This window comes from Nocardia sp. XZ_19_385 (assembly GCF_015355755.1).
Taxonomy (GTDB): domain Bacteria; phylum Actinomycetota; class Actinomycetes; order Mycobacteriales; family Mycobacteriaceae; genus Nocardia.
On the sequence record NZ_JACVEE010000002.1, the window covers coordinates 1865179 to 1891767 of the forward strand.

Here is a 26589-nt window from a genome sequence, read left to right on the forward strand (position 1 = left end):
CGCATGGTTCGATTGCCGTTCCGGTGTGGACCGAGCAGGAGGCGCGGCATGCACGATCTGACCAAGGAAGAAAGCGCTCGCCTACGAGACCATTTCCTCGCCTCGCGCCGGGAGTTCGACCCCGAATGGGCCGGGCGCTCCGGCCGTTTCGTCGTTCCGGGCCCCGGCGTCGGCGCCCTTGCCAGCGACCCGGGCGCCGCCCACATCCTGAACGGTTTCTCCTGGGCCGGATACGAACAGATCTACGGCCTGACCACCGAACGCCAGGGCAAAAGCAAGACCGACCAAGCCGTCCTGGCCAACCTCGAGGACATCGCCGCCTGGCCCTGGCCCGGCAAAACCGATGTTCTCCTGGCCGCCCCCGACCACATGGCCGCCGTCCTGATCTCCACCGACGACTTCATCCTGGTAGGCGGCGACCGAGTCTTCGTCGAAACCGCCCTCGGCATGACCCTCGACGAGGCCCGCACCCACTTCCAGGCCTACGCCCGCGATCAGGCCCCCATCGCCCCGCACCTTCCGGACCTGGCCGACCAATACCGCTGAGCTGTCACTTCTTGCGGACCTTGTCGACGGCCGCGATGAAGAACTTTTCCGCGGCGGCCTCGTCGAAATTGGCGGTTTGCACGGCGGCCCGGATGGCGACGGTCTTGTTGTCGACGAGAGCCCAGCCGAGGTAGGCCTTGATGGTGAAGGCGCCGAAGCCGGGGACAGAGGAGACGGTGGTGGTGCGGTAGGCGACGGCGTCGACCCCAGCGATGGCTGCTGGAGGTTTGCGCGGCTCCAGGGTTACCTGCGAGGAGAGGTGCTGGCGGTCGGGGCTGGTGCTGGTGACCTGGAGGCTGGGGCACTTGTCGACGGCCGTGCTGAAGACGGAGAGATCCACTTTGGTGGAGGAGACGGCTTCGAAGTAGACCGACGGGGGTGCGCCGCCGGAGGCCGCCGCGAAGCTCGCGTCATCGGTCACCTTCTTGGCCTGATCGGTCATGTCCTCGATCCGGCCCTGGCAGTCCGCAGGTGTGACGGAATCGATAGCCTGCACCGACAAAACGTCGATCATGCGGTCGCGCACCTGGTCGTCGGGTATGTCCATCTTTTTCTCGTCCGCCGGAAAATCGGAATCCGTCAGTACCAGCTTGTTGTCGGAACCGCCACTGATGCTCGAGCAAGCAGTCATCAGCAATCCCGTGCAGATGAGCAATGACTTGCCAAAAGTCCGAATTTTCACCGACTCAGCATGCCAGTGGCAACGCTGTTTCCCGGGCAGCGACGCTCGCCGGGACATCTCGAGGAGTGGGCCTGTCCAGCGAATCTGGTAACGAGCGGCCAGTGTCTCTACGATGCTGTTCCAGGTAGTCGCTGTGAAGGGGAGCACAAGATTCGACTGACAGCTGGATAGATAGGTGAGCTGCTACATGGTTCGGGTCGACTTGGGTTGCCGGTACGTGCTGACAGGACCGGTGTGCGCATGACCCGGCCCACCAGGGCGCGGCCCGCATCTCGCAGTCAGCGGTCGCGCGTCAAAACGCTGCCGCAGCTTCTCGGCGCCGCGGTCGAGGCCAATCCCGGCGGCGTCGCAGTGCGTTTCGCCGACGCCGAGGCCACTCTGGCCCAGCTTTCGTACGCCGAACTCGATGCGCGTTCCACCCGCCTGGCGCGGTTGCTGATCGATCGCGGGGTCGGACCCGAGGATCTGGTCGCGGTCAGCGTGCCGCGGTCGGTGGATTCGATCGTGGCGGTCTGGGCGGTCGCCAAGACCGGTGCGGGTTTCGTGCCGGTGGACCCGAACTATCCGGTGGACCGGATCGAGCACATGGTCGCCGACTCCGGTGTCGTGCTCGGCCTGACTTCGCACGCCAAGCGTGACCGCTTGCCCGAGTGGGTGCGGTGGCTGGAAGTCGACAGCCCCGAGCAGGTGCGCGCGCTCGCCGAATACTCCGCGGAGGGCATCACCTACGCCGATCGCGCGCGCCCGCTCAAGGCCGAGCACCCGGCGTATGTCATCTACACCTCCGGTTCGACGGGTCTGCCGAAGGGCGTCGTCGTCACACACACCGGCCTGGGCGCGCTCTGCGATGAGGAACGCGCCCGCTACGGCGCGACCACCGCGTCGCGGGTGCTGATGTTCGCCTCGCCCTCGTTCGACGCCTCCGTCTTCGAGATGCTGATGGCGGTCGGCGCCGCCGCCACCATGGTGGTCGTCGCGCCGTCGGTCTACGGCGGACCCGATCTGGCTGCCCTGCTGCGGCGGGAAGCGGTCACGCACGCCGTGATCACCCCGGCCGCGCTCGCCTCGGTCGACCCCGAAGGCCTGGACGACCTGCGCATGGTGATGGTCGCCGGGGAAGCCTGCCCGCCGGATCTGGTGCGCCGCTGGGCCACGCCCGAGCGCGAGTTCTTCAATGGTTACGGCCCGAGCGAGGCCACGATCATGACGAACTGCACCGGCCCGATGTCGCCGGACAAGCCGGTGACCATCGGCGCTCCCACCCGCGGCGTCAGCGAGTACGTCCTCGATGAGCGGCTGGCCCCGGTACCGAACGGCGTCGTCGGCGAATTGTATGTAGCGGGAGCGCAATTGGCGCGCGGCTACCTGGAGCAGCCCGCGCTGACCGCCACCCGGTTCGTGGCGAATCCGTTCGACACCAACGGCCCCCGCCTGTACCGCACCGGCGATCTGGTGCGCTGGACCCCGGCCGGTGAGCTGGAGTACGTGGGCCGCAACGACTTCCAGGTGAAGATCCGCGGTTTCCGCATCGAACTCGGCGAGATCGACGCGGTGCTGGCGGCGCACGCGACCGTCGGTTTCGCGGTCACGGTGGGGCACCGGCTCGACACGGGCGCAACGATTCTCGCCGCTTACGCGCATGCCGCCGACGGCGCGCGCATCGATGCCGACGAGCTTCTCGCCTTCGCCGCGCGCCGGCTCCCCGAGCACATGGTGCCGACCACGCTCACGGTGCTCGACGAGATCCCGCTGACCCCGGTCGGCAAACTCGACCGCAACGCGCTGCCCGCACCGCAGTTGCGCGCCAGCGAATTCCGCGCGCCCGAGGGCCGGCTGGAAATCCTGGTCGCCGACATCTTCGCCGAACTCCTGGCCGCCACGGAACCGGTCGGCGCCGACGACGAATTCTTCGCCCTCGGCGGCAATTCGCTGATCGCCACCCGGGTGATCGCCCGTCTCGGTGCGGCTTTGGACGCGCAGATCCCAGCCCGCCTGCTCTTCGACACCCGCACCGTCGCCGGGCTGGCCGAACGCCTGCGGGAGTTCGAGGGGTCCGGCGGTCACCGCACCCTCGAGCCCATGCCGCGCCCGGAGCGGATCCCGCTCTCGCTGGCCCAGCAGCGCATGTGGTTCCTCAATCGGTTCGACCCGGACTCGGCCGCCAGCAACATTCCATTCGCCATCCGGCTCTCCGGCGACCTGCACGTGGAAGCCCTGCAGGCCGCGGTCGCGGACCTGATCGACCGGCACGAATCGCTGCGCACCGTCTACCCGGCTGTGGACGGCACGGGTTACCAGTCGATCCAGCCCACCCTGTGGGTGCTGCCCGACCTGACCCCGCAACCCGTCGCCGAGAACGAACTGCAGGAGTGGCTGCTCGGCTACGCCCTGACCGGCTTCGACGTCACCACCGAGGTACCGCTGCGCATGGGCTTGGCCCGGTTCAGCGCCGACGAGCACGTGATCATCGTGGTGGTGCACCACATCGCCGCCGACGGTGCATCCGTCGCGCCCATGGTGCGGGATCTGATGACCGCCTACGCCACTCGCGTCGCGGGCGCCGCTCCGAGTTGGACGCCGCTGCCGGTGCAGTACGCCGACTACACGCTGTGGCAGCGCGAGATCCTGGGTGACGAGCAGGATCCGGAGTCGGTCGCCGCCGACCAGATCGCCTACTGGCGAACAGCTTTGGACGGTCTCCCGGAACGCATCGACCTGCCCGCGGATCGGCCCCGGCCCGGCGTGGCCACCGGCAGGGGCGCGGTGTTCGGGTTCGAGATCCCCGCCGAGACCCATCGCCGGCTCGAGGATTTGGGCAACGAGACCGGCGCGTCACTGTTCATGGTGGTGCACGCCGCACTCGCGACTCTGCTTGCGCGCCTGTCGAATACCGACGACATCGCTGTCGGCACCCCCGTCGCGGGCCGTGGCGAACGCGCGCTCGACGACCTCATCGGCATGTTCGTGAACACGCTGGTGCTGCGCACCCGGATCGATCGCGGCGCCTCCTTCCGCGAACTCCTGGAGGTCACCAAAGAGACCGACCTGGCCGCGTTCTCGCACGCCGAGCTTCCGTTCGAACGCCTCGTGGAGATCCTCGACCCGGTCCGTTCGCAGGCACATCACCCGCTGTTCCAGGTCGCGTTGTTCTTCCAGAACATGGAGCGCGCGACCCTGGAACTGCCCGGATTGACCGCGGACGTAGTCGATTTCGACGGTGCTATCGCGAAGTTCGATCTCCAACTGACCCTGGTGCCGCACATGCGCGACGGTGCGCCCAGCGGTCTTTCGGCGCTGTTCACCTATGCCATCGACCTGTACGACGAACCGACCGTCGCGGAGTTCGCCGACCGGCTGACCCGGTTGCTCGCCTTGGTCGCGGCGGATCCGCAGCGGACCGTCGGCGCGATTGAGGTACTGGAACCCGCCGAGCGGAACCGTATCCTGCTGGGCTGGAACAACACTCGTCGTGAGGTCCCGTCGGAACTGCTGCTGGACGGCTACCGGCGCGCGGTGGCCGCGCACCAGGAAGCTGTCGCCGTCGAGTACGAGGGCACGCAGCTGACCTACCGCGAGTTCGACGACCGGGTGAACCGGCTCGCGCGGCTGCTGATCTCGCAGGGTGTCGGCTCGGAAGCCCTGGTGGGTCTCGCGATCCGGCGCTCGCTGGATCTGGTCGTCGGCATGTACGCGGTCCTCACCGCGGGCGGCGCCTACGTGCCGCTGGATCCGGACCACCCGGCCGAGCGCATCGGGCACATCCTCGAGACCGCGCGACCGGTCTGCGTACTGAGCACCACCGACGCCGCCGGATCGCTGCCCGCGGACATCCCGGCGGTCCTGCTCGACACCGTGGACCTGACCGCCTTCGACACCGAACCCGTTCGCCCCGAAGAACTTCAGTGTCCGATCCGTCCCGAGCACCTGGCCTACGTCATCTTCACCTCGGGCTCGACCGGCCGCCCCAAGGGCGTCGCGATCTCGCACGCGGCGATCCACAACCAGATCACCTGGATGCTGGCCGCCTACCCGCTCGGCCACGACGACGTGTATCTGCAGAAGACCGCGACGACCTTCGACGTGTCGCTGTGGGGCTTCTTCATGCCGCTGCGGGTGGGCGCGAAGCTGCTCGTGGCCACCCCGGACGGCCACCGCGATCCGCAGTACGTCGCGGAAACCCTGGTCGCCCAGCAGGTCACGGCCACCGACTTCGTGCCGTCGATGCTGACCGTCTTCGCTTCGCACACCGCCGAATTCGCCGCCGACGGCTCCCGCCGCTCCCCGAACCGCCGGGAGAATTCGCCGCAGCGCTACTGGGACGCCTATCCCGCGCTGCGCCACGTCTTCGTGATCGGTGAAGCCCTGCCCCCGGAAACCGTCGCCGCCTGGCGCACGGTGTCGGGCGCACCGCTGCACAACCTCTACGGCCCGACCGAAGCCGCTGTCTCGGTGACCTATTGGCCCGCCTCGGTCACCGATGTGCGGACCGTGCCGATCGGTGTTCCGCAATGGAACACCCAGGTGTACGTGCTGGATTCGCGTCTCCAGCCGGTCCCCGCCGGTGTGCCGGGCGAGCTGTATCTGGCTGGCGTCCAGCTGGCCCGCGGCTACGTACGCAGACCGGATCTCTCCGCGGATCGCTTCGTAGCCAATCCCTTCGGCACCGGCGACCGGATGTACCGCACCGGCGACCTGGTGCTGTGGCGCGATTCCCCGCACCGCCTGGAGTACATCGGCCGCACCGACTTCCAAGTGAAGTTCCGCGGCCAGCGCATCGAGCTCGGCGAGATCGAAACCGCACTGCTGGCACAGCATTCGGTCAGCCAGGCGGTCGTGATCGTGTCCACCGGACCCACCGGCGACCAGCTCGCCGGCTATATCGTCGCGACGCCCGGCAGTACGCCGGACGTGATCGAGCTGCGCACCGCCCTGGCCGAGGCGCTACCGCCCTACATGGTGCCCGCGACGATCATGCACCTACCCGAGCTACCGCTGAACACCTCCGGCAAGCTCGACCGGAAAGCCCTGCCCGCACCGGTTTTCGAGACCACCACCTTCGCCGCGCCCGCCACTGCGCTGGAAGCCGCCGTGGCCGAGGTGTTCGCGGAAGTCCTCGGCCCGGACATCCAGCGCATCGGCCGCGACGACGACTTCTTCGCCCTCGGCGGTAACTCGCTCAGCGCCACCCGCGTCGCCGCCCGCCTCGGCGCGGCCTTCGACACCCGCCTGCCGGTCCGGCTGATCTTCGAAGCGTCCACCGTCGCCGCGCTGGCCGCCCGCATCGAAATCACCGACGACGGCCGCCTGCCCCTGGTCGCGGGCCCGCGACCGGATCCGATTCCGCTGTCGCTGGCCCAGCAGCGCATGTGGTTCCTCAACCAATTCGACACCGCCGCAGCCGCATACAACCTGCCGGTGGCCGTGCAGCTGTCCGGGAACCTCGACGTCGAGGCGCTGGCCGCCGCGGCCGGCGATATCGTGACCCGCCACGAAACCCTGCGCACCGTCTACCCGCAAACGGCGGACGGCCCGACCCAGGTGATCCTGGCCCCGGCCGAGGCGACCCCGGACCTGCGCCCGATCGTCGTCCCGGAAGAGGAGCTCTACGAGCGCGTCTCGGAACTGGCCGGCACCGGTTTCGATGTCGCGGCCGAGGTCCCGGTGCGGATGTCGCTGTTCCAGGTCGCGGACCGCCCGGACGAGTACGTGCTGCTTGTCGTGGTGCATCACATCGCCGCCGACGGCTGGTCCCTGGGCCCACTCACGCGCGACGTGATGGCCGCCTACGCCGCTAGATCGCAAGGCTCCGAACCCAATTGGGCCCCGTTGCCGGTGCAGTACGCCGACTACGCGCTGTGGCAGCGCGCTCTGCTCGGCGATGCCGGGGACCCGCAGTCGATAGCCGCCGCGCAACTCGACTTCTGGAAGACGGCGCTGGCGGAGCTGCCCGAGGAATCGACGCTGCCGCTGGACCGGCCACGCCCGGCCACCCAGTCCTATCAGGGTGGCGCGGTCAGCTTCCGGGTCGACGCGCAGACCCATCGGGGCCTGCGGGAGCTGGCCCGCGCCGCGAACGCCACCGTGTTCATGGTGGTGCACACCGCCCTCGCCGTGCTGCTGGCCCGCATGGCCGGGCGCAACGACGTCGCCATCGGCACCCCGGTCGCCGGTCGCGGCGCGGCCGAACTCGACGACGTGATCGGCATGTTCGTCAACACCGTGGTGCTGCGCAGCCACCTCGATCCCGCCGAACCGTTCACCGGGCTGCTGGCCCGGCAGCGCGAAGCCGACCTGGCCGCGTTCGCGCACGGCGACATCCCGTTCGAGCAGCTGGTCGAGGTGCTCGCGCCGGTCCGCTCCACCGGCCGCACCCCGCTGTTCCAGGTGGCGCTGTCCTTCCTGAACCTGCCCGCGGGCGATTTCGAACTGCCCGGCCTCAGCATTCGCGGGCTGGACGCGCCCGTCGATATCGAACGCTTCGATATGCAGCTGAACCTCGCCGAGGGCGCGGCGGGCGGCTCCGAGGGCATGGCGGGCGAACTTACTTATGCCCGCGACATTTTCGACGTCGCCACGATCCGGGCGTTCGCCGAACGGTTCGTGCGGTTGCTGCGCGAGATCGTCGCCGAACCCGCCATCGCCGTCGGTGATCTGCGGCTGTTGTCGGACACCGAAACGGGCCGGCTCACCAGGATGAGCGGTCCGGCGGTCGCCGCGTCCGGCACGCTGCCCGACATTCTCGCCGCGGCGGCGGCGCGGGAACCCGCGCGGGTGGCCGTGCTGTGCGGCGAGGAATCGCTCACCTACGCCGAATTGGACGCGCGCTCTTCGCGTTTGGCGCGGGAGCTGATGTCGCGCGGTGTCGGCCCGGGTGATCTGGTGGCCGTCGGCGTGCCGCGCTCGATCGAGTCGGTGCTGGCGTTCTGGGCGGTGGCGAAGTCCGGTGCCGGTTTCGTGCCGGTGGACCCGAACTATCCGGCCGAGCGCATCGCGCACATGCTCACCGATTCCGGTGCCGCCCTCGGGCTTACAGTCGAAGGCGTTCGCGCCGGTCTGCTCGACGCCGTCGACTGGCTGGTGCTCGATGACCTCGACCTCGACCAGCACAGTGCCGCACCGATTTCCGACCAGGACCGAATCCGCCCATTGCGCGCGGCGAACGTGTCCTACCTGGTGTACACCTCCGGCTCCACCGGGGTACCCAAGGGCGTGGCCGTCACCCACGCCGGTCTCGCGGGTTACAGCGCAGAACAGTGCGAAAGATTCACGCTCACACCGGAATCCCGCACCCTGCACGCCGCGACTCCGAGCTTCGACGGTGCGGTGCTGGAACTGCTGCTCGCCACCGGCGCGGCCAGCACCATGGTCATCGTCCCGACCGACGTCTACGGCGGCGCCGACCTGGCCGAACTGCTTCGGGCCCAGCGGGTTACCCACATGTTCATCACCGTCGCGGCGCTGGCCTCGATCGACCCGGCCGGGCTGACCGACCTGCGCGCGGTCTTCACCGGCGGCGAGACCTGGTCGCCGGATCTGGTGCGGCGCTGGGCCATCGACGGCAGGCAGTTCCACAACGCCTACGGCCCCACCGAAACCACGATCATCGTGAACTTCAGCGAGCCGCTGGCGCCGGGGGACGACCTGACCATCGGCGGGCCGATCCGCGGCATCACCGAATGGGTGCTCGACGAGCGGCTGCATCCGGTGCCCGCCGGCGTCGTCGGCGAGCTCTACATCGCCGGTGACCAGCTGGCCAACGGCTACCACCGCAGGCCCGGCCTGACCGCGAGTCGGTTCGTCGCCTGCCCGTGGCTGCCCGGGGTGCGGATGTACCGCACCGGTGACGTGGTCCGCTGGACGCGTAAGGGCGAGATCGAGTTCGTGGGCCGCAACGACTTCCAGGTGAAGGTGCGCGGCTTCCGGATCGAGCTCGGCGAGATCGACGCCGTCCTCGCCGACCACGACACCGTCGACTTCGCTGTGACCGTCGGCCGCAAGTCCGCGAGCGGCACCATCATGCTGGTGTCCTACGTGCACGCCGCGGCGGGGCAGACCGTCGAGGTCGCCGAGCTCACCGGCTACGCGCAGCAGCGGATGCCCGCGCACATGGTGCCGACCTCGATCATGGTGCTCGACGAGATCCCGCTGACCCCGGTCGGCAAGCTCGATCGGAAAGCCCTGCCGGAGCCGGTCTTCGAGACCTCGCTGTACCGGGCGCCGGTCACCCCGCAGCAGCAGGCCGTCGCCGAGGTGTACGCCGAGGTGCTCGGGCTGGAGCAGGTCGGCGTGGACGACGACTTCTTCGCGCTCGGCGGCAACTCGCTCAGCGCCACCCGGGTCACCGCCCGTCTGGCGGCCGCCCTGGACATCCAGGTGCCGGTGCGCCTGCTGTTCGAGGCCTCGACGGTGGAGGCGCTCGCCGCCCTGCTGGCGGCCTCGGACGAAACCGCCTCCGGTAAGCCCGCATTGGTCGCCGAGCCGCGCCCGGAGCGGATCCCGCTGTCGCTGGCGCAGCAGCGGATGTGGTTCCTCAACCAGTTCGACACCGCGTCGGCGGCCTACAACATCCCGGTCGCCGTTCGCCTGACCGGTGCCCTCGACTTGGACGCGCTGAAGCTGGCGCTGGCCGACGTCGTTGCCCGGCACGAAATCCTGCGGACCTTCTACCCGCAGACCGATGGCGGACCGATCCAGGCGATTCAGCCCGCGGCAGCGGCGGTTCCGTCGCTGGCACCGGTCGATGTGCCCGCGGCCGAGCTGATCGACCGTGTCACCGCGCTGGTCGACACCGGCTTCGACGTGGCGATCGAGGTGCCGCTGCGGGTCGCGCTGCTACGCGTGGACGGTAATGCCGAGGACCACGTGATCGTGTTCGTCGTGCACCACATCGCCGGTGACGGCTGGTCCATGGGCCCGCTGACCCGCGATTTCATGGGCGCCTACGCCGCGCGTTCGCACGGCTCGGCCCCCGGCTGGGCGCCGCTGCCGGTGCAGTACGCCGACTTCAGCATCTGGCAGCGCGCGGTGCTCGGATCCGAGGACGACCCGGAATCCCTGGCCACCAAGCAGATCGAGTTCTGGCAGCGCGAATTGTCGGGGCTGCCCGAGGAATCCACGGTGGCGGGTGACCGCCCGCGCCCCGGTACACCGAGCTTCCACGGCGGCGCAGTCGATTTCGTCGTCGACCCCGCGATCCGCGACGCGCTCGCCGAGCTGGCCCGCACGCAGAACGCCACCCTGTTCATGGTGGTGCACGCCGCCCTGGCGGTCCTGCTGTCCCGGCTGTCCAGCGCCGACGACGTGGCCATCGGCACCCCGGTCGCGGGTCGTGGCGATGCCGCGATCGACGACCTGATCGGCATGTTCGTCAACACCGTGGTGCTGCGCAGCAGCATCGAACCGGGGGAGTCGTTCGCCGAACTCCTGGCCCGGCAACGGGAAACGGATCTGGCCGCGTTCGCGCACGCCGACATCCCGTTCGAGCGTCTCGTCGACGTGCTCGACCCCGAGCGTTCCACCGCCCGCACCCCGCTGTTCCAGGTGATGCTGGCCTTCCAGAACCTGCCTGGCGGCAGCTTCGAAATGCCCGGATTGACGGTGGGCACCGTCGATTTCGATCCCGAGGTGGAGAAGTTCGACCTGTCGGTGACCGTGCACGAGGGGCCCGAGGGCCTGGCCTGCCGGTTGTCGTATGCCACCGACCTGTTCGACGCCTCGACCGCCGCCGCGATCGCGGCCCGGTGGCAGCGCGTGCTCGCGGCGATCGCCACCGACCCGGCGATCGCGGTCGGCGCCATCGAAGTCCTCGATGCCGCCGAACGCGCGGACCTGATCTCCCGCACCGGATGGCCCGCGATCCCCGCACGCACCCTGCCCGAGCTGCTGGCCGAGGCCGCGGCGATCGATCCCTTCGCGCCCGCGGTCGTCTCCGGAAACACCACCCTGGCCTACGGCGAACTCGACGAACGCTCGAATCGACTGGCCCGCTTGCTGATCGCCGCAGGTCTCGGGGCCGAGGACCTGGTCGCCGTCGCGATTCCGCGTTCGGCGGAGTCGGTGTTCGCGGCGTGGGCAGTGGCCAAGACCGGGGCCGCGTTCGTTCCGGTCGACCCGACCTACCCGGCCGACCGGATCGCGCACATGGTCGCCGATTCCGGCTCGGCCCTGGGCATTACGGTCGCCTCGGTGCGGGACGACCTGCCCGACACCGTGCGCTGGCTGGTCCTGGAGGAGCTGGATACCGACCACCTGGACCGCGGCCCGATCACCGACACCGATCGCGTCCGTCCGCTGCGCCCCGCGCACCCGGCGTATGTCATCTACACCTCGGGCTCCACCGGTGTGCCGAAGGGCGTGCTGATCACCCATGCCGGCCTGGCCAACTTCAGCGTCGAACAGCTCGAGCGCTACCACCTCGACTCCGACTCGCGGGCACTGCATTTCGCGTCCCCGAGCTTCGACGCCTCGATCCTGGAGTTCCTGCTCGCCATCGCGCGCGGCGGCACCCTGGTGGTCGCGCCGCCGCGCATGTACGGCGGCGAGGAGCTCTACGAGCTGATCCGGAACGAGCGCGTCACGCACGCGTTCATCACCCCGTCCGCGCTGGCCACCTTCGACCCGGCCGGGCTGGACAGCTTCCGCGCGGTGGTCGCGGGCGGCGAGGCCTGCCCGCCGGAACTGGTCGCGAAATGGGCTGCCGCCCTGCCGGATTGCGCGTTCCACAATGGTTACGGTCCGACCGAGACCACCATCATGACCAATATCAGCGCCCCGCTGACCGCCGGAGCGCCGGTCACCATCGGCGGCCCGATCCGGGGGATGCAGTCGTTGATCCTGGACGCCGGGCTGCGTCCGGTGCCGGTGGGTGTCGCGGGTGAGCTGTACCTGTCGGGCATCCAGCTGGCGCGCGGCTACCACGCCCGCCCCGGGCTCACCGCCGAAAGGTTCGTGGCCAACCCGTATGTCGCGGGCGAGCGCATGTACCGCACCGGCGACGTGGTGCGCTGGACCGCCACCGGCGAGGTCGAATACGTCGGGCGCTCGGACTTCCAGGTGAAGATTCGCGGCTTCCGCATCGAACTCGGTGAGATCGACGCCGCCCTCGCCTCGTTCGAGACCGTCGACTTCGCGGTCACCGTCGGCCACAAGAACGCGGCGGGCGCCGCCACGCTGGTGTCCTATGTCGTTGCCGCGCCGGGCCGTTCGATCGATATCGCCACGCTGACCACGCATGTCGAGGAGCGGCTGCCCGCCTACATGGTGCCGTCCTCGATCATGGTGCTGGACGCGGTCCCGCTGACCCCGGTCGGCAAGCTGGACCGGAAGGCGTTGCCGGAACCCGTCTTCGCGACCACCGTGTCCCGCGAGCCGATCGGCGACATCGAGGCCCGCCTGGCGGAACTGTTCGCGCAGGTGCTCGGCCTGGACGAGGTCGGCGTGGAGGACTCGTTCTTCGCCGTCGGCGGCGACAGCATCCTGTCCATCCAGCTGGTCTCGCGCGCCAAGGCCGCGGGCATCGTCTTCACCCCGCGCGATGTGTTCGAGCAGCGCACGGTGGCCGGGCTGGCCCAGGTCGCCGCGCAGGCCGCCGAAGCCGCTGTGCTGGAAGAACTCCCGGGTGGCGGCATCGGCGCGGTGCCGCTCACCCCGGTGCTCGCCGAGTTCCTCCGGCACGGGCCGTTCGACCGGTTCTTCCAGTCGATGATGCTCGGCCTGCCCGAGGACATCGATGAGGCCGGTCTGGTGGAAACGATTGCGGCCGTGGTCGATCACCACGACGTGCTGCGCTCCCGGGTGCGGCATGTCGACGGGGAGTGGACCTTCGAGACACTGCCGCCGGGCGCGCTGAAAATGGCAGACCTGATCACCCGGACCGATGTCCCCGCCGGTGTCAGCACCGAGGACCTGCAGTGGATCGCCGGCGAGGCGATGGAAGCCACTGTCGCGGAACTGGATCCGGGTGCGGCGAAGATGATCGCGTTCACCTGGCTGCACCGCCCCGACGCCCGTGACCTGCTCGCCGTGGCCGCGCACCACTACGCGATCGACGGCGTCTCCTGGCGCATCGTCATCCCGGACCTGGCCGTCGCCTGGTCGCAGCGCACGGCCGGGGAACCGGTCAGCCTGCCCGCCAACGGCACCTCGTTCCGGCGCTGGGCGCACGGCCTGGCCGAGCTCGCCGCCACCCGCCGCCACGAACTCGACTTCTGGAAAACCGTCCTGGCGACGCCGGATCCGCTGCTCGGCAGCCGCGCGCTCGACCCGGCGGTCGACACCCAGACCACGGTCCAGCGGGTGCAGATCCAGGTGCCCACCGACATCGCCGAGACCGTGCTGACCAAGGTGCCCGCCCTCTACCGTGGCGGTGTCAACGACGGCCTGCTGACCGCGCTCGCCCTGGCGGTCTACACCTGGCGCGCCCGCCGCGGCGTCCGCGCCCAGTCCACGCTGGTGAAACTCGAAGGCCACGGCCGCGAGGAGGAGGTGCTGCCCGGCAGCGACCTGACCCGCACCATCGGCTGGTTCACCAACGTCTACCCGGTGGCCCTCGACCTCAGCGCGATCGACATCGACGCCGCGTTCGACGGCGGCGAAGCCACCGGTGACGCGGTGAAGGCCATCAAGGAACAGCTACTTGCCGTGCCGGACAAGGGAATCGGCTACGGCTTGCTCCGGCACCTGGACCCCGAGACCGCCGATGCACTCCCGGAGCACCTGGGTCAGATCAGCTTCAACTACCTCGGCCGGGTCTCCGCCGGCGGCGTCCCCGAAGGTCTCACCGCGCTCGGCTGGATGCCGACCGGTGAAGCGGGGCAACACAGTCCGGACCAAGACGAGGCCATGCCCGCCGGCGCGGTGGTCGACATCAACGCCATCGTCAACGACGGCGCGGACGGCCCGCGGATGGACGTCACGTTCCTCTACGCCGCCGAGATCATCGGGGAAGCGCAGGTGCGGGAACTGGCCCAGGACTGGCTGTCCGCGCTGGAAGCCCTCGCCTGGCACGCCGAACACCCCGCCTCCGGCGGCCTCACCCCCTCGGATGTGCCGCTGGTGCACGTCACCCAGGCCGAGATCGACACCTGGCAGCGCGCGTATCCCAGTCTGTCCGATGTCCTTCCGCTGTCGCCGTTGCAGGCGGGTCTGCTGTTCCTCACCGAACTGAGCGCCGCGGATAACCGGCAGGGCGATGACTACGTCATCCAGTTCACCCTGGAACTGACCGGCAGCATCTACATCGACCGCATGCAGCGTGCCGCCCAGGGCGTGCTGGACCGGCACGCCAACCTGCGCACCGCCTTCGTCACCGCCGCCGACGGCGCACCCGTGCAGCTGGTGCTCGATCAGGTAGAGGTCCCGTGGCAGGCCATCGACGGCGTGCCCGACGAGCAGCTGGCCGACGTGCTCGCCGCCGAACAACAGCGCCGCTTCGACCCCGCGGCCGCGCCCATGGTGCGCTTCGCCATGCACCGCACCCTGTCCGGCCGCAGCTTCCTGACCCTGACCACGCACCACATCCTGGTCGACGGCTGGTCGATGCCGCTGCTGATGAAGGACCTGCTCGCGCTCTACGCCACCCGCGGTGACGCGACGGTGCTGCCGCGCGTGCGGCCCTATCGCGACTATCTGGCGTGGCTGTCGCGCCAGGATCCCGCGGCCTCGCTGCGGGCGTGGACCGAAGCGCTGTCCGGGCTCGAGCCGACTCCGCTCGCGCCCGCGCTGCCCGCCGCGCCGGTGCCGGGCGAGGGCGTCGGCTCGACGAAATTCGAACTGTCGCAAGAGGAAACGGCCGCGCTGTCCGCGTTCGCCACCGCGTCCGGTGTCACCATCAACACCGTGATGCAGGCCGCGTGGGGCCTGGTCATCGCCGGCTGCACCGATCGGGACGAGGCCGTGTTCGGCGCCGCCGTCTCCGGCCGACCGCCCCAGCTCGACGGCGTCGACGAAATGGTCGGCCTGTTCGTCAACACGCTTCCGGTGCGGGTGCGGTTCGATCCGCGCTGGACGGTGCGAGACCTGGTGAGCCGCTTGCAATCCGAGCAGGCCGCGCTGCTGGACCACCACTACGTCGGCCTCGCCGACATCCAGCGCGGCATCGGTGCGGACAACCTGTTCGACTCGCTGATGGCCTTCGAGTCCTACCCGGTCGACACCGAGGGCCTGGCCCAGGCCAGCAGCATCGACGGCATGAACGTCACCGACCTGAAGGCGGTGAACTTCACGCACTATCCGCTCACCGTCCTGATCAACCTCGACTCGCAGCTGCACGTCGAGGTGCTGCACCAGCGGTCCATGCTCAACAGTGCGATCGCCAACGCGGTCGCCGAGCGCCTGCGAATGCTGATCACCGGCTTCGTCGCGGCGCCGCAGCGCACCCTCGCCGAGACCACGCTGCTGCTGAGCGCGGAAAGCCGAATCCTGGCCTCGCTCAACGACACCGAAGCGCCGGTGCTGGCCGCCGACGCGACCCTGGTGTCGCTGTTCCACGAGCAGTGCACCCGCACGCCGCACGCCCCCGCGCTCACCTTCGGCGCGGAGACCCTCAGCTACTCCGAACTCCGCTACCGCGCGAGAAACCTTGCGGGCGCGCTGGTTCAGCACGGCGCGGGCCCGGAGACGCTGATCGCCGTCGCCATGCGCCGCTCCATCGATCTGGTGGTGGCGATCTACGCGGTGCTGGAATCCGGCGCGGGCTATGTCCCGGTCGACCCCGACCATCCGGTGGAACGCAACGACCACGTGCTCGCCGGTGCGCGGCCGCGTTTCGTGCTCACCACCGCCGCCGACGGCTTCGAAACCGGCACCGGCACCGAGGTTCTCGATATCGCCGCGCTGCAGCCGATCCCGACGGATCTGCCGGAACCGCGCCCGGAGAACCTGGCCTACGTCATCTTCACCTCCGGCTCCACCGGTCGGCCGAAGGGTGTGATGATCACCCACCGGCAGATTATGAACCAATTCCGCTGGGCCCAATCGGCCTATCCGCACGACAGCACCGACGTGGTGCTGCACAAGACGCCGATCACCTTCGACATCTCCACGTGGGAGTTGTTCTGGCCCTTGCAGACCGGCGCGCGCCTGGTCATCGCCGCGCCCGACGGGCATCGCGATCCGCGCTACCTGGCCGAGATCATGGAGCAGGAGCAGGTCAGCACTGTGCATTTCGTGCCGACCATGCTCGACGCGTTCCTGGACCTCGGCGCCGAACTCCCCGCCACGCCGTACCGCGTGTTCGCGGCCGGTGAGGCGCTGAGCGGCTCGACTGTCGCCCGGTTCGGCTCGACATTGCCTGGCGCACTGCACAACTGGTACGGCCCCGCGGAAGCCACCGTGGTCACCGCCTACTGGACCCGGCCCTCCGATACCAGCGGTGCGGTCCCGATCGGCACCCCCGTCGCGAACACTCAGGTGTACGTGCTGGACCGGCAACTCCGCCAGGTGCCGGTCGGTGCGCCCGGCGAATTGTATGTCGCCGGTGTGCAATTGGCCCGCGGCTATCTCGACGCGCCCGCGCTGACGGCGGAGCGGTTCGTCGCCAGTCCGTATCAGGCGGGGGAGCGGCTGTACCGCACCGGCGACATCGTCCGCCTGACCCGCGGCGGCCTGGAATACCTCGGCCGCGCCGACTTCCAGGTCAAGATCCGCGGCCAGCGCATCGAGCTCGGTGAGATCGAAGCGGTGCTGCTGCAACACGATTCGGTCGGTCACGCGGCCGTCGCCGTGGTCAAGGATCCGGATCGCCTGGTGGCCTACGTGGTTCCCGCGCCCGGTCACTCGACCAGCGAGACCCAGCTGCTGGAGCACGCCCGCCGCGGCCTCCCGGCCTACATGGTCCCCTCGGTCGTGGTCACCCTCGAGCACCTGCCGCTCAATGCCAGCGGCAAACTCGACCGGAAGGCCCTGCCCGTACCGGAATTCACCGCCCGCGCCTTCCGCGCACCGGTGACCCAGGTGCAGCGCACGGTCGCCGCGATCTTCGAAGAGGTCCTGGGCCTGGACCAGGTCGGCCTCGACGACGACTTCTTCGCCCTCGGCGGCACCAGCCTCGTCGCCAGCCAGGCCGTGCACCTGCTGCGCACCCGGACCGGCGTCGAGCTGCGCGTGCAGTGGTTCTTCCTCGGCTCCACCGTGCAGGCGCTGGCCGCGCGGATCGCCGAAGCGCAGGACGGCGGACTCGACTACGACGCCGAATCCGATGCCGCGCTGGGCCTGCTGCTCCCGATCCGGGCGCGCGGCACCGAGGACCCGCTGTTCTGCATCCACCCGATGTACGGCCTGGCCTGGTGCTACACCGGCCTGACCCAGTACCTCGACGAGCAGCGCCCGATCATCGGCGTGCAGGCCGCGGCCCTGTCCGAGGACGGGCCGCCGCCGGAATCGCTGTACGCCATGGCCGAGCGCTACACCGGCGAGATCATGACGGCGCAGCCGGACGGCCCGGTCCGCCTGATCGGCTGGTCCCTCGGCGGTGTCCTCGCCCACGAGATCGCGGTGCGCCTGCGCGCCGCCGGCCGCGAGGTGGCGCTGCTGGCCATGCTCGACAGCGACCACAGCTTCGACCTGACCACCTGGCGCACCACGATGGTCGAGATGCTCGCCGAACTCGGCATCACCGGACTCGACATCGATCAGCTCGACGAACTGTCCGAGGCCGACTTCGGGAAACTGCACGAACTGATTCCGGCGGAAATGCTCGGCGTCACCCAGGATCGTTTGCAGCGGATCTACACCAGCGCCATGCGCTCGGTCGGTCTCACCCAGGATTACGAGCCGGGCGTATTCGACGGAACCATCGAATACTTCCGGGCCGCCGACGACGACCGGCGCACCCACGATGTGATCGAGGCCTGGCGTCCGTACGCTGCGGCGGTAGTAGACCATCCGGTTCCGACCAGGCACGAATTGATGACGCAGCCCGAGGCGTTGAGCGATATCGGGCCGGTTCTGGATAAACTGCTGCGCGAGCCGATGAAGGATTCATTCTGAAGAAAAGTAGGTGCACTGTGATTCGTCGTCAGAACCGGCGTCGTGGCTCCCGGGCCACGGTGATATTCGCGGCCTCCGCCTTACTGGCGGGCGTCATGACCGGACTCGGCGCGTCACCGGCTTCGGCCGCCGACCCGGTGATCGACAACAAGTCGCTGCTGGCCAACCCGGTCGCGCCCGACGGTTCGAAGATCACCAAGGCCGAGATCAAGGATTCGCGCAGCATCCGCCTGCACGTCTACTCCGCGGCGATGGACGAGACCTTCCCGGTCGACGTGCAGCGCCCGGCCGACGCCTCGGTGCCGCGCCCGACCCTGTACCTGCTCAACGGCGCCGGCGGCGGCGAGGACCAGGCCTCCTGGAACGCCAAGACCGACGCGCTGAAATTCCTCGGCGACAAGAACGTCAACGTCGTGCAGCCCATCGGCGGCAAGTGGAGCTACTACACCGACTGGATCAAGGACGACCCGACGCTGGGCCGCAACAAGTGGACCACGTTCTTCACCGAGGAACTGCCCCCGCTGATCGACGGCGCGCTGGGCACCAACGGCGTGAACGCGATCGCCGGCCTGTCCACCTCCGGCACCACCGTGCTCGCGCTGCCGATCGCCAAGCCCGGCCTGTACAAGGCGGCCGCGGCCTACAGCGGCTGCGCGCAGACCTCCGATCCGGTCGGCGCCGAGTTCGTCCGGCTCACGGTCGAGGTCTGGGGCGGCGGCGACACCGAGAACATGTGGGGCCCGCAGGGTTCCGAGGAGTGGAAGCGCAACGACCCGTACGTGAACGCGGAGGGTCTGCGCGGAGTGGAGCTCTACCTCTCCACCGGCAACGGCCTGCCCGGCCCGTACGACACCCTCGACGGCCCCTACGCCCTGCCCGGCTCCTACGGCCTGGGCAACCAGCTGCTGATCGGCGGCATCATCGAGGCGGGCACCAACTACTGCACCCGCAACATGCAGACCAAGCTGAACGAGCTGGGCATCCCGGCGACGTTCAACTTCCGCGGCTCCGGCACCCACTCGTGGGGCTACTGGCAGGACGATCTGCACCAGTCCTGGCCGGTGCTGGCCCGGGGTCTCGGCCTCTGAGTTTCCCGCACGCCGCCCTGGTCACCCCTCGTGACCAGGGCGGTTTGTTTTGTCGGGGCTAGCTGAACGCAAAGTTCGGTTACCCGTAAAATTGTGTTCCGTGAGTACAACCCTCGGTGCGCCGGAGTCGACCGCGCGGCGTGCGCGTTCGTTCTTCGCGCTGCTCGGCCCCGCGTTCGTGGCCGCCATCGCCTATGTGGATCCCGGCAACGTCGCGTCCAATATCAGCGCGGGCGCCGAATTCGGGTACCTGCTGGTGTGGGTCATCGTGATGGCGAACGTGATGGCGGGGCTGGTGCAGTTCCTGTCCGCGAAGCTCGGGTTGGTCACCGGCATGTCGCTGCCGGAAGCGGTGCGGGACAAGGCGAACCGGCCGGTGCGCCTGGCGTACTGGGGGCAGGCCGAGACCGTCGCGATGGCCACCGATCTGGCCGAGGTGGTCGGTGGGGCGATCGCGCTGAAGCTGCTGTTCGGACTGCCGCTGGTGGTCGGCGGGTTGATCACCGGCGCGGTGTCGATGGTGTTGTTGCTGGTTCAGGACCGGCGCGGGCAGCGGCCCTTCGAGCGTGTGATCACGGGCATGCTCGCCATCATCGCGGTGGGATTCCTGGCCAGCGTCGTGATCTCACCGCCTTCGGCTAGCGACACCATCGGCGGCCTGGTGCCGAAATTCGACGGCGCGGAGAGCGTCCTGCTTGCGGCGGCCATGATCGGCGCGACCGTCATGCCGCACGCGGTGTATCTGCACTCGGGTCTGGCGCGCGACCGGCACGGCAGCCCGGAACGCGGCCCGCTGCGGGTGCGGCTGCTCAAGGCCACCAAAGTCGATGTGGGACTGGCGATGGTGCTCGCGGGTACGGTCAACCTGTCCATGCTGCTGATGGCCGCCAACACGCTGCGCGGCCGCGAGAACGTCGACACCCTCGAAGGCGCGCACGCAGCGGTCCAGGATGTGCTGGGGCCCGTCGCCGCGCTGCTGCTCGCGATCGGCCTGCTCGCCTCCGGCCTGGCCTCCACCTCGGTCGGCGCCTACGCCGGAGCGATGATCATGGAAGGCCTGATCCAGCGCCGGATTCCGCTGCTGTTGCGCCGGTTGATCACCCTTATCCCCGCGATCGTGATCCTCGCCGCGGGCATCGATCCGACGCGCGCGCTGATCATTTCGCAGGTGGTGCTGTCCTTCGGCATCCCGTTCGCGCTGATTCCCCTGGTGCGCTTCACCAGCGACCGCGGGCTCATGGGCGCGGACGTCAACCACCGTGTCACCACCGGGTTGGCTTGGCTGGTAGCGGCCATCATCAGCGTGCTCAACGTGGTGCTGATCTACCTGACGGTCACGGGCGCTTAGACCCAGTTCTCGATCCAGTACTTCCAGATCCGCGCCGCGTAGGCGTCCAGCGGCGGCACCTTGATATCGGTGCCCGCCAGCGCCTCGGTGGTGTTGCGGCAGTCGAACCGGCAGCTGAACTCGCTGTGCTCCAAGACCTCCAGCGGCACGCCGACCCGGGGGAGCAGCCAGTTCGCGCCGGGCACCCGCAGCGTCATGGCCAAGGTGGGCTTGGGCATCACCTCGACCAGGTGCGGCGCTCCGGCCTCGTCGGCGAATAGGTTCAGCGCTTCGGCGGCGCGGAACCGGCGCGGGTCGACCAGGTGGTAGGTGGTCGAATGCGCGCCCGGGTGGTGCGCGATGTGGTCCAGCGCGCGGGCCACGTAGTCGACCGGAACCATATTGGTTTCGCCGAGCTTCGGCGCGATCACCGGCAGCAGCCGCGGCAGCTGCGCGGCCATCCGCAACGATCGGAAGAAGTAGTACGGCCCGTCGATCCGGTCCATCTCCCCGGTCTCGGAGTGCCCGATCACGATGGAGGGCCGGTAGATCCGCCACGGCAGCGTGGATTCGCGCACGATCTTCTCGGCGTCGAACTTGGCCTGCAGTACCGGCGTGGGCAGCACCTGGCCGACCTCGAACATCTCCTCGGTGAACAGCCCCTCGCACTTCTTGCCCGCCACCTCCACCGTCGAGACGTGATGCAGCAGCCCGGCTTTCAGATCCTCGGCGGCGGCCACCACATTGCGGGTGCCGCCGCCCGGCTCGACCGCGTCGAAGCCGACGGCCAAATGCACGACATGCTCGATGGATCCGCGATGCTCGGCCAGCCAGCTCGCGTCGATCCCGAGCTTCGGCTGACCGAGGTCACCGCGCACCGGCCGCACTCGATCGCCCGCGCCCCACTCCCGCGCGCAGGCGGCGTACCGGTCCTCGGAGTCGATGCCGGGCCGGATCAGGACATGGATATCGCCCTGACGCTTCAGCAGCTCAGGGATGAAAAATCGACCGATGAACCCAGTTGCGCCGGTAACCAGGTAAGCCATAGCCGTTCAACATAGTCCGCGGCTCGCCGCTTAGCGCTTCTAGGCCGGACTTGGGCGCGGCGCGGCTCAATCCTGGAAGACCGGCTTGCGCTTGGTCAGCATCGCGGTCGCGCCTTCGATGAAGTCGGGGGACTGCAAAAGCTCGCTCTGCCCGGCCTTCTCGGCTGCCAGCGCGGTGTCGAGCGCACTGAGGGTGGCCGCGTTGAGCGCCTGCTTGGTGAGCTCCAGCGCGCGACGCGGACCGGCGGCGATCTTCGCGGCGGCGGCTTCGACCTTCGCGTCCAGCTCGTCTGCGCCGACGACCGCGGTGAACAGCCCGGCCTGCTTGGCGGCCGGGGCGGGCAGCCGCTCCCCGAGCAACGCCATCTCGGCGGCCAGCGGACGGCCCGCCGCCGCGGCGACCATGGCGGCGGCGCCGCCGTCGGGCATCAGGCCGATGTTGATGAACGCCAGCAGCAGGTAGGAGTCCTCGCTCGCGTAGACCAGGTCCGCGGCCAGCGCCATGCCAACGCCGACACCGGCGGCCGCGCCCTTGATCCGGGCGATCACCGGCACCGGCGCGTCCACGATGGCCTTCACCAGGCGGTTGGCCGCGTCCATCACCATGTCGGAGGTGATGCCGCGCGCCGCCTCCTCCGGGCCGGAGGCCAGGTCGGCGCCGGTGCAGAAGTCGCCACCCTCGCCGGTCAGCACGATTACCCGGACCGAGCGGTCCGCGGCGGCGGCCGAAACCGCGTCACCGAGCGCGAGCATGGTGTCGTAGTCGATGGCGTTCTTGCGCTTGGGCTTGGTCAGGGTGAGGCGCAGGATCTTGCCGTCGTGGACCGCTGAGAAACCCGCCGGTCGGTTGGAATCCGGATTACTCATTCTGTGCTCCTGGTCTGGCATTCAACGGGCTCGCGGCCATGAATAGTGGTTAACTTTGCGAATTGTGGTTAACTTAGGTGCACTTGTCCGGCGCTGTCAACAAGCAGTGCCGCCGCAGAACGGGAGAGGTACATGGTGGCGGATCGCAGCGAGGTAGACCTCGCGCCTGCGCAGCCTGCCACCACCGTTCGCCGTCGTCCCAAGGACCGCAAAGTACAGATCATCCGGGCCGCCGCGCGGGCTTTCAGCGAACGCGGTTACTACCCCGTGGGCGTCGACGAGATCGCGGCCGAGGTCGGCATCTCCGGGCCCGCGCTGTACCGGCACTTCACCAACAAGTACGCGCTGCTGGTCGCGGCCGCGGAAGAGGGCGCCAAGCATCTGCTGAAGGTCGCCCTCGCCGCCGACGATGCGCAGCTGCCGCCGACCGAGCGTCTGGACGCGCTGATCCGCGCGATCGCCGAACACACCATCGAGATCCGCCGCGAGGCCGGGCTCTACCGCTGGGAACGCCGCTACCTGGAGCGCGACGACCGGATCCGGATCCGGAAGATCTACGAGGACCTCAACGCCACCCTCGCCGCGCCGATCGCGCTGCTCCGGCCGCAGGACCCGCCCGCGGATGTCGCGATGCGCGCCGCCGCGGTACTCAGCGCCGTCGCCAGCATCTCCGCGCACCGCACCGCGCTGTCCGGCGCCCGCATGCTCCCGCTGCTGCACGATATGGCCTGGGCCGTGCTGCGCGTCGAATTGCCGCCCGCCCCACCCGAACCCGATCCGGGCCCCGCCGTGCGCGGCCTGCCGGTCACCTCGAAACGCGAACAGCTCCTCACCGAGGCGATCCGGATCTTCGGCCGGCAGGGCTACCACGAGGCCAGCATCGAGGAGATCGGCGCGGCCGTCGGCATCAACGCCTCCAGCGTCTACCGGTACTTCACCAGCAAGGCCGACCTGCTGGCCGCCGCGTTCTACCGCACCGGCGACCGCGTCGCCATGGCCATCACCGAGGCGCTCGCCGAAGCCACGAGCCGTCCCGACGCGGTGCGCCGCATCGCCGAACGGCAGGCCAAGCTGACCTTCGCGATGCCGGAGATCATGCCGGTCTACTACGCGGAATTCTCGAATCTGCCGCAGGCCGAACAGCACAAGCTGCGCGCCATCCAGCGCCAGAACGTGCTGGAGTGGGCGAACCTGCTCGACGGCGATCCGGTGGAAGCCCGGTTCCGGGTGCACGCGGCCATCGGCCAGGTCATCGATGTCGGCCGGCTGGTCCGATTCGATTCCCGCCCGGAGCAATTGGCGCGGGTCAGCAGGCTGATGGAAGCCGTGCTGCTGTCAGACGGCGCGTTCGACGGCCCAGTCGATCGCGTCAGCGGCCGCTAGATTCAGGATGTCCATGTGCCCGCCGGTGGTGTACGACCGGTGTGTGACCTCGGCACCCCGCCTGGTCAATTCCTCGCAGTAGTGCTGGGCGGCGGTGCGGGGCGCCAGCGGATCCGCGCCGACCGTGCACACCAGCAACGACTTGGCGGTTACCGACGGGATGCGCTGGCAGTGCGAGAGTGCGGCGGCCACCGGTTTCCGCAGCGTCAGCCGCTGCGCGCCGAGATCTCCGACGGTGTAGGGCGTCAAGAGCTGACGCATCTCCGGCACCGACAGCGGCGTAATGGCCTCGAGTAGCTCGGCTCCCTTGCGGGTGAGGAACTCTTCGGGATGAAAGCGCTCATCGCTGATGCGCACGCCGGCCAGCAACGCGAGGATGAACGCGTCGGCGGGTAGCTCGGCATCGCGGGTGACCATGCTGAAGTAGGAGAGGTAGTCCGGGGGAGCGAGGGCTATGGCGCCCTTGTAGTTCAGTTCCGGCCCGGGATGCGAGGTGTGCAGGGCCGCCACGCCGCCCTGACAGAATCCTGCTGCTACCACGGTCTTTTCGATTCGTTCGTCGAGTTCTCGCGCGGCCGGGCAGATGGCGATGATGTCGGAGGCGATCTGGCGCGCACCGGGAAACGGGTTGAGGCCGCAGCCGTCGAGACCTTTGTAATCGGCCGCCGCTATCGCGAATCCTGCTGCCAGCCAACGAGATAGGAATTTCAGCTCGATGCCGGGCAGGCCGCGCAGCGAGGGTGCGTTGTGGTGATCCAGTCCGACGAAGCAGTGCGCCCAGGTCAGGAGCGGCATGCTGGCCGGTGCCCGGTCCGGTGACGGTAGAAATAGCGACCCGGAGCTGATCCGGCCGTCGTCGTGATAGCGAATGCGATAGCCGCTCCCTGCTCCGGCCGGCCACAGTTCCGGCGCGATCGGGCACGCGTCGACCAGGTGGGTCCACTGTGTCATCGTGGATTCACTTCGACCGGCCGAACAGCCAGTATCCAGGTGATCGCGGGTCGTCGCCGGTGAGGAAGTGGATGACGCTGGCGGCCAGCTCTTCCGCGAGGATGAAACCGCTGCCATCGGTGTCGGTCAGGTCGAAGATCTCGTCGGACTCGGTGTCGGCGATATCCAGACCGTGCGTCACCGCATGGAAGCGCGAGCGCGAGATGTGCCCGTCGGCGTCGGTGTCGATGAGCTCCATGACGGCGGCGACGAGTTCGCGGACACACTCGGTCAACTGCGCCGGAACAGCGCGGGCCTCGGGTGCGAGGAACTCGGTCAGATCGATGTGCCCATCGCCGTCGCTGTCGTAATGCTGGATCAGTTGCCGGGCCAGCTGCTCGTAGCCCGCGCGCACCCGCACCGCGATCGGGTCGCCGAGCGGATGCCCGAAGCTCTGCACCAGCCGCAGCGCGTGGGCGCGGAAATCGTCCGGGCCGATCCGGCCGTCACCCGTGGCGTCGAGGATCCGGAAGCGAATATCTTGGTCGCTGACCTGCTCATCCGCCTCGGTGACCGCGGTGCGTGGCGCGCTGATCAGCTCGGTGGCCCAGCGGGTCGCGCTGTGCGCCGCCGGCTCCAGCAACCCGAAGTGGTCCAGTGTTTCGAAGTCCTGGAACGTGATGTCCGTACCACACTCGGCGAGTTCTTTCGAGAATTCGCTGCCCTGATGCGAAGTGAAGACCGGGTCCGCTCCGCCCGCGCACAGGAAGATCGGCCGGTCGTACTTGGTCACCGGGGGGCTCGTCGAGTCCAAGGCGTCGATGAGCGGTTGCCAGGCCGCGATGCCGGTGACCCCCGCCTGGTCGTTGGTGGTGGCGCAGCACAGTTCGTCCAGGTCCTTCATGGATTTCCGCAACGCCGCGTCGATCAGCGTGCGGCCGGTCGGGCTGAGCTGGGGTCCGGCGTCGAATTCCGGTCGCCGGGTGTGTAGTCCGGCAAGGATGGTGGGGACGAGCGCGTGCACGGAGCCATTGCCGTCTTCGGTGTAGGGCCGCACGAATTCCAGGAAGCGGACCGGCGGGGCCAGCGACACCGTGCCGCGCAGATCCAGTTCCGGCGCGTAAGCCGTGCAGATCGCCGCGGCGAACAAGGAGCCGTGGCCGCCCTGGGAGAAGCCGCCGATGATGGTGCGGTTGTCGACGCCGAGGTCCATGCCGTGCACGGCCCGCGCCATGTCGATGATGTCGTCGGCGATGGCCTCGCCATCGAGGTAGGGGTGCGGTTCCTTCGTGCCCAGACCCTCGTAATCGGTAGCGGCGACGACGAATCCGGCGGCCAGCCAATGTCTCAGGTGCTTGCGCTCTTCCGGGATCAGTCCGACCTTGGAGGGCGCGTTGTGCTCGTTGCTGCCCACGGTGCAATGCGCCCAGGTGAGGACAGGCGCGCCCGCGGAGCCGGATTCCGGGACGAAGACGGAGCCGCCGACCGCGCGCTTTCCGCCACTGAAATTGGAGGCGACGTATTCGATGCGGTAGCCCTGTTCGGTGCCTTCCGGCCACAGCTCTCGCGGTAGCGGGTCGACGGTGAGCAGGGTGCCGTTGTCGAGATCCGAGCAATCGAGTACTGAAGTCACGCCGACCTCCGATGTGCCAGAAACTGACCGATCAGGTGCGGGACGAGCTGGCTTCGAGCCTAGAGGAGACCGACTGGTCGGGATGTGAAATGGCCGAATCG

Annotated in this window: 10 protein-coding genes; 5 read left to right on the plus strand and 5 right to left on the minus strand. The window is 69.0% G+C overall.

All coding sequences use genetic code 11. The features are described 5' to 3' along the window. Nucleotides 1-48 precede the first annotated feature (48 nt). The gene (locus IBX22_RS21410) at nt 49-546 is read left to right on the plus strand and encodes a hypothetical protein (protein WP_194817281.1); all 498 of its coding nucleotides are present in this window, start codon (nt 49-51) and stop codon (nt 544-546) included. 4 nt (nt 547-550) lie between these two features. Here the strand turns inward: IBX22_RS21410 and IBX22_RS21415 are convergent, their stop codons facing one another. Further along, nucleotides 551-1093: a hypothetical protein gene (locus tag IBX22_RS21415; protein ID WP_194817282.1), complete on the minus strand. Its 543-nt coding sequence runs from the start codon at nt 1091-1093 to the stop codon at nt 551-553. Nucleotides 1094-1462: 369 nt separating this feature from the next. On the opposite strand from IBX22_RS21415, the gene IBX22_RS21420 reads away from it, so the two are divergent. From IBX22_RS21420 to IBX22_RS21430, 3 genes are all read left to right on the plus strand, one after another. Continuing rightward, the gene (locus tag IBX22_RS21420; protein WP_375540258.1) at nt 1463-18214 is read left to right on the plus strand and encodes an amino acid adenylation domain-containing protein; all 16752 of its coding nucleotides are present in this window, start codon (nt 1463-1465) and stop codon (nt 18212-18214) included. 95 nt (nt 18215-18309) lie between these two features. Beyond that, nucleotides 18310-19302, plus strand: coding sequence for an alpha/beta hydrolase family protein (locus IBX22_RS21425; protein ID WP_194817845.1), 993 nt, complete (start codon nt 18310-18312; stop codon nt 19300-19302). A 100-nt stretch (nt 19303-19402) separates the two neighbouring features. Further along, nucleotides 19403-20650: an Nramp family divalent metal transporter gene (locus IBX22_RS21430; RefSeq protein ID WP_194817284.1), complete on the plus strand. Its 1248-nt coding sequence runs from the start codon at nt 19403-19405 to the stop codon at nt 20648-20650. On the opposite strand, the gene IBX22_RS21435 is transcribed toward IBX22_RS21430, so the two are convergent. Together IBX22_RS21435 and IBX22_RS21440 are read right to left on the minus strand one after the other, a co-directional pair. Then, a complete protein-coding gene (locus tag IBX22_RS21435) occupies nt 20647-21675 on the minus strand; it encodes an SDR family oxidoreductase (protein WP_194817285.1) in 1029 nt (342 codons plus the stop codon). The genes IBX22_RS21430 and IBX22_RS21435 overlap by 4 nt on opposite strands. A gap of 66 nt (nt 21676-21741) precedes the next feature. Continuing rightward, nucleotides 21742-22542 carry an enoyl-CoA hydratase-related protein gene (locus tag IBX22_RS21440; RefSeq protein WP_194817286.1) on the minus strand — a complete coding sequence of 267 codons (801 nt, stop codon included), beginning with the start codon at nt 22540-22542 and terminating at the stop codon, nt 21742-21744. Nucleotides 22543-22674: 132 nt separating this feature from the next. Here IBX22_RS21440 and IBX22_RS21445 point away from each other — a divergent pair, with 132 nt between their 5' ends. After that, on the plus strand, nt 22675-23925 hold the full coding sequence (locus IBX22_RS21445) for a TetR/AcrR family transcriptional regulator (protein ID WP_194817287.1): 1251 nt from the start codon (nt 22675-22677) through the stop codon (nt 23923-23925). Here IBX22_RS21445 and IBX22_RS21450 read toward each other — a convergent pair. Then, nucleotides 23878-24876, minus strand: a complete 999-nt coding sequence (locus IBX22_RS21450) for a hypothetical protein (RefSeq protein ID WP_194817288.1) — start codon at nt 24874-24876, stop codon at nt 23878-23880. The two genes, IBX22_RS21445 and IBX22_RS21450, sit on opposite strands and share 48 nt — an antisense overlap. Nucleotides 24877-24883: 7 nt before the next feature. After that, entirely contained in the window at nt 24884-26488 is a 1605-nt protein-coding gene (locus IBX22_RS21455; RefSeq protein ID WP_194817289.1) for a lipase family protein, read from the minus strand. Nucleotides 26489-26589: the final 101 nt, after the last annotated feature.

Coding starts and splice junctions, on each gene's coding strand:
- IBX22_RS21425 (WP_194817845.1), top strand. CDS start 18,310: ATGACCGGACTCGGCGCGTCACCGGCTTCGGCCGCCGACCCGGTGATC.
- IBX22_RS21445 (WP_194817287.1), top strand. CDS start 22,675: ATGGTGGCGGATCGCAGCGAGGTAGACCTCGCGCCTGCGCAGCCTGCC.
- IBX22_RS21415 (WP_194817282.1), bottom strand. CDS start 1,093: ATGGACATACCCGACGACCAGGTGCGCGACCGCATGATCGACGTTTTG.
- IBX22_RS21410 (WP_194817281.1), top strand. CDS start 49: ATGCACGATCTGACCAAGGAAGAAAGCGCTCGCCTACGAGACCATTTC.
- IBX22_RS21440 (WP_194817286.1), bottom strand. CDS start 22,542: ATGAGTAATCCGGATTCCAACCGACCGGCGGGTTTCTCAGCGGTCCAC.
- IBX22_RS21435 (WP_194817285.1), bottom strand. CDS start 21,675: ATGGCTTACCTGGTTACCGGCGCAACTGGGTTCATCGGTCGATTTTTC.
- IBX22_RS21450 (WP_194817288.1), bottom strand. CDS start 24,876: ATGACACAGTGGACCCACCTGGTCGACGCGTGCCCGATCGCGCCGGAA.